The 13485-nt window shown below is 38.7% G+C and carries 9 protein-coding genes; 3 read left to right on the top strand and 6 right to left on the bottom strand.

The genetic code is table 11. The features are described 5' to 3' along the window. The first annotated feature begins 100 nt into the window (after nucleotides 1-100). Nucleotides 101-1552, top strand: a complete 1452-nt coding sequence (gene fumC, locus QJV27_RS03915; RefSeq protein ID WP_281447666.1) for a class II fumarate hydratase — start codon at nucleotides 101-103, stop codon at nucleotides 1550-1552. Nucleotides 1553-2187: 635 nt separating this feature from the next. On the opposite strand, the gene parE is transcribed toward fumC, so the two are convergent. Further along, complete coding sequence (parE, locus tag QJV27_RS03910; protein ID WP_281447665.1) at nucleotides 2188-4212, bottom strand: DNA topoisomerase IV subunit B; 2025 nt, start codon at nucleotides 4210-4212, stop codon at nucleotides 2188-2190. Between the two features lie 69 nt (nucleotides 4213-4281). After that, nucleotides 4282-4824: a hypothetical protein gene (locus tag QJV27_RS03905; RefSeq protein ID WP_281447664.1), complete on the bottom strand. Its 543-nt coding sequence runs from the start codon at nucleotides 4822-4824 to the stop codon at nucleotides 4282-4284. Nucleotides 4825-5318: 494 nt separating this feature from the next. Between QJV27_RS03905 and QJV27_RS03900 the strand changes: the two genes are divergently transcribed. Next, nucleotides 5319-5888 (top strand): hypothetical protein, encoded by a 570-nt coding sequence (locus tag QJV27_RS03900; RefSeq protein ID WP_281447663.1) that lies wholly within the window; start codon nucleotides 5319-5321, stop codon nucleotides 5886-5888. 58 nt (nucleotides 5889-5946) lie between these two features. On the opposite strand, the gene QJV27_RS03895 is transcribed toward QJV27_RS03900, so the two are convergent. Beyond that, nucleotides 5947-6396, bottom strand: a complete 450-nt coding sequence (locus QJV27_RS03895) for an RrF2 family transcriptional regulator (RefSeq protein WP_281447662.1) — start codon at nucleotides 6394-6396, stop codon at nucleotides 5947-5949. A 172-nt stretch (nucleotides 6397-6568) separates the two neighbouring features. Between QJV27_RS03895 and cysK the strand changes: the two genes are divergently transcribed. Then, nucleotides 6569-7570 carry a cysteine synthase A gene (gene cysK, locus QJV27_RS03890; protein ID WP_281447661.1) on the top strand — a complete coding sequence of 334 codons (1002 nt, stop codon included), beginning with the start codon at nucleotides 6569-6571 and terminating at the stop codon, nucleotides 7568-7570. Between the two features lie 61 nt (nucleotides 7571-7631). Here the strand turns inward: cysK and QJV27_RS03885 are convergent, their stop codons facing one another. The 3 genes from QJV27_RS03885 to topA all read right to left on the bottom strand — a co-directional run bounded on the left by QJV27_RS03885 (nucleotide 7632) and on the right by topA (nucleotide 13446). Further along, nucleotides 7632-8783: an OmpA family protein gene (locus QJV27_RS03885; protein ID WP_281448967.1), complete on the bottom strand. Its 1152-nt coding sequence runs from the start codon at nucleotides 8781-8783 to the stop codon at nucleotides 7632-7634. Nucleotides 8784-9027: 244 nt separating this feature from the next. Then, nucleotides 9028-10584 (bottom strand): S41 family peptidase, encoded by a 1557-nt coding sequence (locus QJV27_RS03880; protein WP_281447660.1) that lies wholly within the window; start codon nucleotides 10582-10584, stop codon nucleotides 9028-9030. Nucleotides 10585-10851: 267 nt separating this feature from the next. Next, entirely contained in the window at nucleotides 10852-13446 is a 2595-nt protein-coding gene (gene topA, locus QJV27_RS03875; RefSeq protein ID WP_281447659.1) for a type I DNA topoisomerase, read from the bottom strand. Nucleotides 13447-13485 lie beyond the last annotated feature (39 nt).

The raw sequence follows: 13485 nt of genomic DNA, 5'->3' as shown, positions 1-13485 counted from the left end.
ATATAGCTTAGAATGATTTGTTTTCCCACTGTAGCCCTTGGCTTTACGGTGGGTTTTTTTTATGATCGATATAGAAAAGATAAAATAAAGGAATTTTCTTATGGCTCAGGATAAAGCTTCTTATCAATATGTAGAGATTGGTATCCAAAAAACTGGAATGCGTAAAGAAAGTGATTCCATGGGAGAGGTCGAGGTGCCAGCCGATCGTTATTGGGGGGCACAAACACAACGGTCTTTACACCATTTTAATATTGGTGGCGATATCATGCCTAGAGAAGTATACCATGCTTATGGTGTGGTTAAAGGGGCTGCAGCTGAAGTTAACTGTGATGCTGGACGGTTGGATCCTGTAATAGCTAAGGCTATCGTGCAAGCATCAAAAGAAGCCGCAAATGGTGAATTAGACGATCATTTCCCATTATGTGTTTGGCAAACAGGGTCTGGTACGCAAACCAACATGAATGCTAATGAGGTAATTGCCAATCGCGCTATTCAATTATTGAATGGTGAAATTGGTTCTAAAAAACCTGTACATCCAAACGATCATGTGAATATGGGACAGTCCTCGAACGACAGTTTTCCCACTGCTATGCATGTTGCTATGGCTTTGGAACTGGAAAAGAAATTTTTCCCAGAATTAAGTAAGCTCGTCAAGGCGATCGAAGCAAAAGCAGAAGAATGGTTCGAGGTGGTAAAAATTGGTCGCACCCATTTACAAGACGCGGTTCCATTGACGGTTGGTCAAGAGTGGTCTGGATGGGCGTATCAGTTAAAAGATGGTTTGTTACGAGTGAAAGAGGCCCAACGTGGCATTATGGAGTTGGCGGCAGGGGGGACAGCTGTCGGAACGGGCATGAATGCGCCCAAAGGTTTTTCCAAAGCAATTGCTGCTAAAATTTCAGAAATAACTGGGTATCCTTTCATCACTGCCCCCAATAAATTTGCAGCCCTTGGTGGATTGGATGGAATGGTCGCAGTAATGGCAGCATTGCGCGGAGTTGCAACGGTTCTGCTGAAAATTGCTAATGATACACGTTGGTTGGCTTCTGGTCCGCGTTGCGGTTTGGGTGAGCTGCATTTACCTGAAAATGAGCCAGGTTCTTCTATCATGCCTGGAAAAGTTAATCCAACACAGTGTGAGGCCATGATTATGGTATGTACTCAGATCATGGGCTTGGATGCAGCGGTTGCTATGGCTGGGGCACAAGGTAATTTACAACTCAACGTTACCCGCCCGTTGGTGATTATGAATGCGTTGCATGCTAGTCGCTTGCTAACGGATGCTGCTAAAGCTTTTCGCGAATTTTCTGTCGAAGGCACCACATTGAATACAAAACGTATTCAGCATTACATTGATAATTCTCTGATGTTGGTTACCGCACTGGCCCCTGTTGTTGGATATGACGGTGCAGCTAAAATTGCACATCTTGGTGATGTTGAAGGGTTAAGTTTAAAAGAAGCTGCATTGAAAACAGGTCTTTTAGACGAAAAGCAATTTGATGAGCATATTAAGCCTCGCTTGATGGCAGGTGATGGGGTGGAAGGGGCCTGATTGTAAAGATAATAATGACAAGGATTACCAGATTTATTCTTTTTTAATTATTATTTAATGAATAGTGAGCAACAAAAAGTTTATCGTTGTTCTTCGTAAAATTTGAAATCACATAATTAGACTTATGCTTTTGCATAGAATTTATTAACGACCTTGATTGCAAGGTCGTTTTTTGTGGCTAATTTCTAGCAAAATTTCATTTTGATTTAAAACAATAATTGATTGTTAAAAAACAAGTTGTTGCTTGAACGATAGAAATAGAATCTTTTGTTTGAGGTTTACGATAGAAATTAGTAATTCAATTTTAGGGAGTATTTTTTGATTTGTGACAACTCATGTTAAGGCAGTTTATTAATTATAATAAGACAAATCGTTTTTTAAGAGACAAATACCAAGTAATTTTTTCATTATATAGAATTTAAAATAAACCATGTTCAAGCGTCACTGGTGCAAAATACGATGGATTTCAAATATTTGATATAAAGACAATGACAGTTGTTTTGAGAATTTTTCCTCGTCTTAAAAGTTTATTAAACAATTTAATAAAAAAATTGAATTAAAAATATAAAAAATTTTTACAAAACTTTATCGGTAAAAAAAGGATATTCTATTTGAATATCCTCGGACGAGGCATACTAGATATCCAACATATCGACAGACCCTGCGTGTTCTTGGATAAATTGGAAGCGCATTTCTGATTTACGGCCCATCAAATTAGATACACGTTCTTCGGTCAACTCAGTTTGTTCTGATGGAATGACTACTTTTAAGAGTGTTCTGTGTTTTGGATCCATTGTTGTTTGTTTTAGATCTTTGGGTGGCATTTCTCCCAACCCTTTAAAACGGGATACTTCGACTTTGCCACGGTTTTGGTTCATTTTAGTAAGCTTTTTGTCTTTATCCTTGTCATCCATGGCATAAATGCTTTTTTCCCCTTGGGTTAAACGATATAAAGGGGGTTGGGCAAGGTATAATCGGCCTTGATGAATAAGTTCAGGCAATTCTTGATAAAAAAATGTCATAAGCAAAGATGCGATATGAGCACCATCCACGTCCGCATCCGTCATAATGATTATGCGTCCATAACGTAATTTTTTGAGATCAAAATAAGATCCTATCCCACAACCAAGGGCCTCTATTAAATCCTTAAGTTCTTGATTATTATTCAATTTTTGATTAGATGCGCTGGCAACGTTCAGAATCTTTCCACGCAAAGGCAAAATAGCTTGCGTTTCACGGTTACGTGCCTGTTTGGCGGAACCACCAGCGGAATCACCCTCAACAATAAAGATTTCCGTATATTCTGAATTCTCTCTAGTACAATCTGTCAGTTTCCCAGGCAATCGTAGGCGCTTAGTTGCACTTTTTCTGGGAACATCTTTATTTTCCTTGCGTCTTAGCCGATCCTCTGCTTTTTCTAATATTGTTGAAAACAAAATATCTGCTTGGCTAGGATCCGCAGCTAGCCAGTGGTCCAGTCTGTCTCGCAGTGCCGTCTCAACCAATTTTACAGTTTCTTTAGAACTGAGCTTTTCTTTTGTTTGCCCTTGGAATTCTGGGTCTCGAATAAAAACAGATAACTTAGCAGATAAAGAGCTCAGGACATCATCAGCTGTGATAATAGATGCTCTCTTATTAGAGCGTTGATCCCCCCAGGCCCGTATCCCTTTAAGTAAGGCATTACGGAATCCTTGTTCATGTGTACCCCCCAATGGGGTGGGGATGGTATTACAAAAAGAACTTACAGAAGATTCACCTTTGGCTAGCCAAGCAATAGCCCATTCGATTCGACCTGTACTGGAGCCATTGATATCAGTAGGTAGGGCAACGTCACCAGACCAAATTGGACAGATCAGGGCGGTGGGATCAATTTCTTCTTTCAGGCTGTCTTCTAATCCATTTGGAAAATGCAATGTTGCGTCTGATGGGATATCTGAGCTTTTGATCAGTTGGTCATTACAAGACCAGTGAATTGTAACTCCTTTAAACAGAAAAGCCTTCGCACGGCAGAGTTTAAAGAGTTGTTTAGCAGAAAAGTGAATTGTGCCAAATATTTCAGTATCAGGAATAAAGCTGATCTGCGTGCCTCGACGATTTTGGACCGTTCCTACCTTAATTAATGGTGTAACAGGTTGTCCTCGTTCGTAGGTCTGCTTCCATAAAACACGATCACGAGCAATTTCAACCTCCATCCAAGAAGAAAGTGCATTGACCACAGAAGATCCAACACCGTGTAATCCGCCCGCTGTATTATAAACTTTATTTGAGAATTTTCCACCAGCATGTAAAGTGGTTAAAATTACTTCTAAAGCAGATTTATTTTTAAATTTAGGGTGGGGATCAACAGGAATACCGCGGCCATTATCACGAATTGTTAATTTATTGCCTATGTCCAATCGTACATCAATAAGATTGGCAAACCCCCCAACCGCTTCATCCATTGAATTGTCTAAGATTTCCGATGCCATATGGTGGTATGCACCCTCATCGGTGCCACCAATATACATACCTGGACGTCTTCGAACAGGCTCTAACCCTTCAAGAACTTCGATATCTTTAGCATCATAACTGTTAGTAAGAGATGCTTGCGAACTAGATTTGTCTTTTTTTCTTGTATCAGAAGGATTAGATGTGTTTTTTGAAGAAAATAAATCGCTCATGCTGCAATAGTTCTCATAAAATTGCGTCTTTTTAAACTATTTTCTTCATTACTTTGCAGAGAAAATAGACTATTTTTTACGCGCTTTTGCTTTGTGACTTGTTGTACGTTTTTTACTGGATTTTTTTGCTTTTGAACTGGTAGGTGCCTGGCAAATCTCAGTAGATGAAGGTTGAAGGATATCTTTGGCATCTGCATATTGAGAAAGCTCGGTTGCTGTTTTTAAAGGTTTGACTTCATCAAACATGCTCATCCTTTGTAAACAAAAGATCGTGCCTGCTTTTAATCCTTGTGAAGATTGAACATTTGCTAATTGAGTAATATAATCATCTTGTGCTTTTTGTGCACGCCCCCCGTAGGTAGATCTAAAGTGGCTTTTTAGCTTGCTTTCTTGGGCATTGATAATTGAACCAAACTGCTTTACGAATGCGTTATATTGATCCTGTCCTTGACAAGAAAGGGCGGTAACCATCAATTCGCTTTTTAAGCTTTCAACATTAAAAGCTTCATGTGCTGGAGAAACGCGGCATGTTGCAGCAAAGCCAGCTTGACTAAGGGTAAGGCCAGTAAGAATCAATCCACAAAGAGCAAAGCGTTTAGGGGAAAGAGACATTGAATTCTCCGAATCAGATGATGTGAAATGTTTTAAGAATTACATTAGGACAATTAAAGATAACCGATTCGATAGTTTTTCCAGCTTTTTCATGTTTTTAGCAATTTAAACCCGTATCAGTTAGTATGACGTAATCCTCGCATATAGCAGGTATTTTATAGAATGCAATAGCTTATATAACAAACTTTACTTCATAGTTCAAAACTATATTTAAAGAATATCACAGGTTTATTTTTTTGAGGGAGGAATATATATACTGTATTTAGTTTATAATTTTATAAAATATATATAATGGTACAAAATAATAGTTTTCTTTATGAAATAATTTTTATTCCATGGCAAAAAAAATTAGATTATTTTATTAAATCAGTTGACCTTTCTTTTGGATAAGATAAGTATTTGAAGATATAATTTTTATACTATATGAACGGTTTGTTGGAACTGCGAAGTGTTTGGCTTTGTGGTTTTTATTTTAATGCAGTGGGGGCTATTACGTGCGTCTTCAATTATCTTTAGCTTTAGTTACCTTAGGGTTCGGGTTGGCTGCGTGTCAACATCAACAAGGTGTGTCATATGACCGTGAAGCAAATAATCCTTTTAGATATGATAAACGTTCAGCAGTGTGTACAGTTGGACCAATTGTTAAAAATCCTGATGGCAGTTGGAAAACAACGATGTCAGTTCGCAGTGATGATGGTCAATGTGAATTTATTGTTGAAGAACCAGATGTAAAAGGATCATTTACCTCATTTGGAATAACCACTGTTCCCGAACATGGTAAAACATTTTTATATAACTATGATAACCGTACCTATGTTCGTTACACACCGACAACTGCCTATGCGGGTTCAGATGCGTTTACCGCAAGTTTAATTCATAAAGATGGCGTAAAAAGAACACCTCTGTCTGTTGCGGTTACTGTTGACAATACAGGTGTGCAGGTAACTAAGCCGGTCACAGCACAACCAACAGCAAAGTCAAGTTCAGCAAAAAAGGCAACCAAATCTAAATCAACCAAAAGTCGTAAAAAGACAGTTCATCGTTCAACTGCAAAAAAGAAATAACTAATTAGTCATTTTGTATATTGGTAAAAATTGTTTTTACCTTTACTCATAAGTTGTATTAAATTGTGAAATAAATAGGGGTGGGACGCGGGCGTTTCATCCCTTTTTGTTCGGCTTTTTTTACCAAATCCTGTAATGTGATTTTGGATGCCTCTTTTAGTGCTTTTTGATCTATTTCATCCCAAAATGGCTTAACAATTTGTGTATATAAGGAGAAGGTAATATCTGTGTATTTTTCTTTTTCCTGAACAGAAATAGCTTGAATAACATGTGCTAAAGTAATTAATCTTTTTGGTCTGGCCAGATGATAGCCACCATGGGGGCCACGGGTACTTTCTAAGATAGAGGCTTTAGATAATAATTGTAATATTGGTTCAATGCTTCTTTTTGGTAAATCAGTGCGGGTTGAAATATCTGCTGCACTAACTGTATTATTGCGACTTGAATAAAAAGCAATATCAGTAACAATAAGAATAGCAATTACAGCACGATCTTGTCTTAAAAGCATAATACTTTCCTTAAATGCCTTTTAGGTTAATTATTTATTTAATTCTCTTATTCTTATAAGTATATATGAATTATTAAAGATAAAAAATAGCATAATTTTATAAAAAAAAAATATTCACAGCAAATTATAGTGATATACTTGTAGGCAGTACATATTGCTTAGGATGCTATTTATGACAAATTCAAAAAAATCAGACTCTTTTCTTGATAAAGGTTTTTCTTTTGCGCAACCCAGAGGACGTATTTATGACTCTTTGCTGGAAACAGTTGGGGGAACACCTTTGGTGCGGCCATCTAATCTGTTAAAAACGGATCAGATTCCTGCTGATATTTTGTTAAAGCTTGAATTTTTTAATCCGCTAGCTTCTGTAAAAGATAGGCTAGCTACAGGAATGGTTTTACAAGCCGAGGCAGAAGGACTTATCAGCCCCCACAAAAGCGTTCTTGTTGAGCCAACATCTGGTAATACAGGCATTGGTTTGGCTTTTGTTGCTGCGGCAAGGGGATATCGCTTAATTGTTACAATGCCAGAGAAAGCATCCATTGAGAGACGTAAAATGATGCGTTTTTTAGATGCTCAGGTTGAATTAACCCCAGGGCATCTGGGAATGGCAGGGGCGATTGCACGCGCTGAAGAGATTGTTGCGAAAACGCCCAACGCTTGGATGCCTAGTCAATTTGAAAACGAGGTTAATCCCGTTGTTCATGAGGCATCAACAGCCCAGGAAATTTGGCAGGATACTGCTGGCAAGGTCGATATTGTTGTCGCTGGGATTGGTACTGGCGGTACAGTTACAGGAATTGCCAAGGGATTAAAAAAGTATAATCCCAATATTGAAATTTATGGCGTTGAGCCCGCAGAAAGCGCTGTTTTAAATGGTGAAGAACCTGGTCCCCATGGTATTCAAGGGATTGGTGCAGGGTTTAAACCAAAAATCTTAGATGCAGAGCTTTTAAAACAAGTTCTAATGGTTTCCGAAAGTGATGCCTTGGCTGCTTCTCGCAGGGTGGCGCGTCTGGACGGTATCCCTGTTGGTATTTCATCTGGGGCGGCGTTACATGCAAGCTTGCTGCTTGCTGCAAAACCAGAAAATAAAGGTAAAATGGTTGTTGCAATCGCACCGTCTTTTGCAGAGAGATATTTGTCAACACCATTGTTTAATGGATTAAGTTAACACAAATAAAAAAAGGTAGCTTGATCAAGCTACCTTTTTTATAAGACCATGATAATGATAATTAATGTAAAATAATTTCAACACGACGATTTTGAGGTTCACGAACATTTGGTCCCGTTTTAACCAAAGGATTATCTGAACCATAACCATGAATATCGATATCTGTGGCAGGAACACCATTTTTAATTAACTCTGCTTTGATCATTTTTGCTCTTTTTAATGAAAGTGCGATATTATATCGTTTTCCTCGTTCATTGGGGGCAGATGACGTATCAGTATATCCATCAGCTTCTATGCGTGTAGTTCTGACACTGTTATATGCTTGTGCTGCTTCTTTTACGATTGATCTGCTGCGGTCATTAAGATCATAACTGTCCCAAGCAAAGAACACGAGATAGGTTCGTGACTTTCTAGACTCTGGCACCGTTGGTGCTTTATCAATAGTGGTCGAAGGAGGAGGGGCAGGGTTGAATTCATATCTTAATCCCAACATAATAGAGTGATTAAAATAAGTTGTTGTATCTCTGTTTCCGCGATTATAGCTATAGCTATGGGTGGTATTATATCCGCCTTGGGTTCCCCATACATCTGCTGTATGGCTTTGAGGGGCCAGCATGGTCCAAAAACGATATTCTGTAATAAAAGATAATCCAACAACCCAAGGCGTTGGAAATGATAACCCACCAATAGCTTGATAAGAGAAGTTCCCAAATGTTCCCCCCAAATGTTCGGTCAAACGGTTATCAGAAGTATGTAATTTTACCCCGTTCATTGTTGACCAACCATATCCTATACCCGCACCAAAATAGGGGAATATATACGGGTTTCCAATATCCATATCAAAAAGAGCATTAACCATAACACCGTAGGTTTGCTGACGACCTTCACCTCTTGCTTTATAGGTACCAAGATTTTGGTATTTTAAAGGATTGTTTCGATAATTACCTTCAACTTCAATGCGAAATCCATTCCCCAGGCCATATCCCAAACTGGTAACAGCTGTTGCACCTGTACTATATTTATCGCGGCCACCGGGCATAATGGGATTAAGACGAACAACTTGATCTTGATTAAAGCTGGCTCCGCCAGATCCTGTCACATATAAGCCTTGCACGGGTTGGGCTTTTGCGGTTGTTGATAAAAATGATGTTCCACAAAGAGCTGCTGAAAGGCTTAATAATGATGTTGCAAAGAGACGAAACCGTAAATTCATCTTAACCTTTAAACTCCTGACTTGTAACAATCTGCCGCAAGGTTTAGCAGAATACTCAATTGGATTGGATAGCGTGTTTTTGTTCAAGAAAGAAGTAAAAAAACGGTTTTTAAATAAAAATTTTGTTTTTGTCATTCAAAGGTCACATTCTTTAAGTTCCATCTAATAAAAAAGACGGGAGAGGATCGGTAAAAAATTTATAATATTGTTCACGATATTTAAAATTTATTCCATCATACGTTGCTCAATTGGGAATAAGATCAATTGCCTGTTTATAAATTTCTGGTTTCAAAATAATTGTATGTGCAACGTCTAAATCCACGTCTGTTCCCAATGCAGAAGGGCATGCACTGCGTAAACGCAAAAGCATTTTTTGAGGGATGGGATATTTAGCCTTACGTGAAGCAAGAACATCTTGCGCATATGTAGAAGGGGAAGCTTGTATTGATTTCAAATTCGCTAGCTGTTGATCAAGAAATTGCTGTCCACGGCTGGTACAGATTTGAGGAATAATACCCAATCCTTGTATAGGCCATCCAAGAGGGGCTAGAACTCGACTCCACGTAACGAATAATTCACTGTTATCGGGTAGTTGGGCAATAGTTTGCACTAGCCCTTTACCCAATGTCGAACTGCCGATCACAACTGCTCTTTTATGATCAGCTAGGGCCGCTGCCAAAATTTCTGCTGCACTTGCTGTATGTCCATCGACTAAAACAGCAATAGGAACATTTTCAGTTAAATCCCCTCCTTGGACTGCCCAAACGTGATTTGCATCTGGGTTACGGCCTTGGGTCGTGGCGGCTATGCCTTGATTTAATAATAAAGCTGCACTGGTAATAGCTTGCTGTAAAACACCACCTCTATTTCCTCTTAAATCAATAATTAGCCCTTTGATTTTCATGTCTTGTGTGGCTTGATCTAGATATTGGCTGATTTCTTCAGCGGTGTATGTAGAAAAAGAAGTCACTTTAAGGATAATAATATTATCACTGGTAAAAGCAAAAACCGTTGCAGGGGGAACAGCTTCTCTTTTTAAATGAAATGTTTGAATTTTCTTTTTTCTAGGGAAACCCACTGTAAGGCTTATTGATGAATTCTCAGGTCCTCTTAACCATTTTGATACAGTGTCCAAAGATTGTTTAGTCGTGCTTTTATTGTCAACTTTATATAAACGTTGCCCCACTAAAATACCACTGTCCCATGCAGGACCATTGGTGTTAATAGACGAAATAATAAAGGAATTCCCGCGTTTAGTCACGGATATTCCAGCACTTGCTTCACCGCCATCGCGGGCATCACGATCATTTGATGCTGAACTGGGGCCAACATATCGTGAATAGGGGTCCATATGGTCAAATAATTCATCAAAAAAAGCTTGAATAACGCCTTGTTCACCAGCCGATCGAATAATGTCTGAATGATCCCAAGCTGCTGACCACATATCGACAACAATTTTCGACCATTGCTTGATCTTATCAGGTGCCACAGGTGAAGGAGTAGGAGGAAGGACCGCGCTGTAAATTAAATTTTGAGCTTGATAGAGATTTAAATGATTTTGTTCTTCTTTAAGAGAAAAGGCGGGGTCGATAGCGTTTAATCCGCTTAACCCCCACAAGCATAGTTGTTTTGCTGTATGTTCTTCTAGGGTTCTAGGTTGCAGAAACGTTAAAGCAGTAGCAATAACATTAATATATGTGTTTTTATTAAAACTTTTACTTGAGACCTGTGCGGAGGATGGTGTTTGAGACAAAGCAATAGAACAACTCATTGCGGTTATAAACGCAATGATAAGAAGCATCCTTAAGAACCATTTACATCTTATCGAAATATAACAAATACCTTGTATTAGATCGTCAATCGTAAATGGAATGGTCGTTTGTCGTAACAGGAGGGAAATTGTAAGTCTCCAAGGACAAGTTAAAACTACATTAGCTACTGAATATAATCTTAGGTTTATGTTTTACAAAAATGAATATAAATAATTTCATATTCTATTTATTAAGTATGGTAAAAAAAACACAGATTATTATCACATTATAGAGGGATAATAATCTGTTTTACAGTATTATTTTTTTTGATCGCTTTTTTTTGTTGTGGTTTTTTTAGCACTAGCTTTTTTTGTCGTGCTCCGTTTTTTCTGAGCTTTGGGTGCTTTCCCTTTTTCTTCCAGCAGGGCTACTGCTTGTTCAATGGTTAATTCATTACCATCATTCCCTTTGGGTAAGGGGGCAACGGTTTTTTTATGTTGTATATAAAAACCAAAACGTCCTTTACGTATGAAAATAGGTTCGTTATCTTTAGGATGTGGACCTAGATTGCGAATAGAAGCCATTTTTTTTTCTATGACTTCTAATGCCCTAGGTAAATCAACGGTCAATACGTTTTCGTCTTTGTTTAAAGAGGCAAAGATGCTGCCCATTTTAATATAGGGGCCAAAACGACCTAATCCTGCTTCGATTTTTTCACCCGTTTCCGGATACTCCCCTAGTTTTCTGGGTAATGATAATAAACCTAACGCTTGTTCAAAGGTAATAGTGTTTCCATCCATTCCGGGGGGAATGGTTGCACGCTTGGGCTTTTTCTTTTTGTCCTCAGGGTCGGCTTCACCTAATTGAATATAAAGCCCCCAAGGCCCGCGTTTGATTGTGACTGGTTCATTGGTTTGAGGATCGTTACCCAAAATACGAACCCCATCTTTTAGGGTATCGTCTTCTTCATTATTCCCCCCATCAACGGTTAGTTTACGGGTATATTGACATTCTGGATAATTTGAGCATCCTATAAAAGCTCCATAACGTCCCAGTTTAAGATGAAGTTTGCCATCATCGCATGCCGGACAAGATCTGGGATCAGAACCATCTTTTGTTGGGGTAAAGAAATGAGCCCCAAGATCTTCATCTAAAGCATCGATAACATCAGATATTTTTAAGTCTTTTGTTTGCTCTACAGCCTTAGAAAAATCATTCCAGAAATCTTGTAAGACAGTTTTCCAGTTTGTTTTGCTATCAGAAATGTCGTCAAGACGTTCTTCTAAATTTGCTGTAAAATCGACATCTACATATCGTTTAAAAAAAGATGTTAAAAAGGCAGTAACCAATCTGCCCCGATCTTGGGGAACAAAATAACGATTTTCTAGAGTTACATAATCCCGATCGCGCAAAACTCCCAATATAGAGGCATAGGTTGACGGACGACCAATCCCTAGTTCCTCCATCTTTTTAACTAGTGAGGCCTCGCTGTATCGGGGTGGGGGTTGGGTGAAATGCTGTTCAGGTAAAATCTTTTGAGTCTTAACGGGATCATTTTCTTTCATTAAGGGCAGCATAGAAAAACGTTCTTGTTTAGAACTTTCTTTATCATGCTCTTCGAAAGTGTCTGTATAAAGTTTCAGAAAACCGTCAAAGGTAACCATTGATCCAGTGGCTCTGAAAAGATGATCCTTGTTTAAGGTTGCTAAAGTAACTGCAACTTGATCAAGTTCTGCGGATTGCATCTGACTAGCAACCGCACGTTTCCAGATTAATTCATACAATCGTTTTTGATCTGGGGACAGGTAACGTGCAACTTGGTCAGGTGTATAATCAATATTAGTGGGACGAATAGCTTCGTGTGCCTCTTGGGCATTTTTAGCTTTGCTGGTGTATTTACGCGCAGTATTCGGTAAGTATGCTTTGCCAAAGTGACCATTAATATAGTCACGAATAGCATGGATAGCTTCATTAGCTATTTGCACGCCATCGGTTCGCATATAAGTAATTAGCCCAATCGTTTCCCCATCAAGTTCAATACCTTCGTACAATTGCTGGGCTGTGCGCATAGTGTTTTGTGCACTCATATGCAATTTTTTTGAAGATTCCTGTTGTAAAGTTGACGTTGTAAAGGGTGGGGCAGGGTTACGTTTTGTTTTTTTTCGTTCGACAGTGTGAACAGAAAATTGTTCTTGTTGAACAGCAGAGCATGCTTCTTTGGCAAGTGTTTCGTTGTTAAGATCAAATTGTTCTAGTTTTTTTCCATTAAAATGGGTTAATTTTGCTTGGAACGTCTCGTTAGAAGGGGTTAAAAAAGTACCACCAATCGTCCAATATTCTTTTGATTGGAAGATTTCAATTTCAGCTTCTCGTTCACAAATTAAACGTAAAGCAACAGATTGTACGCGTCCTGCGCTGCGTGATCCTGGTAATTTTCTCCACAATACTGGGGATAATGTAAATCCTACCAAATAATCCAATGCACGTCGCGCCAAATAGGCTTCGATTAGGGGTTGGTCAAGCTGACGAGGATTTTTGATTGCATGTTGAACGGCTTGTTTGGTGATTTCATTAAAAGTAATGCGTTCAACATTAATATTTTTAAGAAGCTTTTTTTCTTCTAACATTGCGCGAACATGCCATGAAATAGCCTCTCCTTCACGGTCAGGGTCAGTGGCAAGATAAAGGTTTTTCGCACCTTTTAGTGCTTGTGCGATGGCTTTAATCTGTTTTGTTCCGCGTTCATCAGCTTGCCAGTCCATTGCAAAATTTTCTTCTGGACGCACACTGCCATCTTTGGGTGGAAGGTCTCTGACATGTCCAAAAGAGGCAAGAACGGTAAATTGATTGCCAAGATATTTGTTAATTGTTTTAGCCTTGGCAGGCGATTCTACTATAATGACGTCTGTCATTTTGTCTCCAGACGAGGAATAGATGTAAAGTAAAGATAT

Origin of the sequence: Commensalibacter oyaizuii, from assembly GCF_029953265.1 — a bacterium.
In the GTDB taxonomy this organism is placed as follows: Bacteria; Pseudomonadota; Alphaproteobacteria; order Acetobacterales; family Acetobacteraceae; genus Commensalibacter; species Commensalibacter oyaizuii.
This window is presented reverse-complemented; position numbering and strand designations above follow the sequence as displayed.

Bases quoted from the DNA above. Each gene is read 5' to 3' on its own strand.
- fumC (WP_281447666.1), top strand. From the start codon at position 101: ATGGCTCAGGATAAAGCTTCTTATCAATATGTAGAGATTGGTATCCAA.
- parE (WP_281447665.1), bottom strand. From the start codon at position 4,212: ATGAGCGATTTATTTTCTTCAAAAAACACATCTAATCCTTCTGATACA.
- QJV27_RS03905 (WP_281447664.1), bottom strand. From the start codon at position 4,824: ATGTCTCTTTCCCCTAAACGCTTTGCTCTTTGTGGATTGATTCTTACT.
- QJV27_RS03895 (WP_281447662.1), bottom strand. From the start codon at position 6,396: ATGCTTTTAAGACAAGATCGTGCTGTAATTGCTATTCTTATTGTTACT.
- cysK (WP_281447661.1), top strand. From the start codon at position 6,569: ATGACAAATTCAAAAAAATCAGACTCTTTTCTTGATAAAGGTTTTTCT.
- QJV27_RS03885 (WP_281448967.1), bottom strand. From the start codon at position 8,783: ATGAATTTACGGTTTCGTCTCTTTGCAACATCATTATTAAGCCTTTCA.
- QJV27_RS03880 (WP_281447660.1), bottom strand. From the start codon at position 10,584: ATGCTTCTTATCATTGCGTTTATAACCGCAATGAGTTGTTCTATTGCT.
- topA (WP_281447659.1), bottom strand. From the start codon at position 13,446: ATGACAGACGTCATTATAGTAGAATCGCCTGCCAAGGCTAAAACAATT.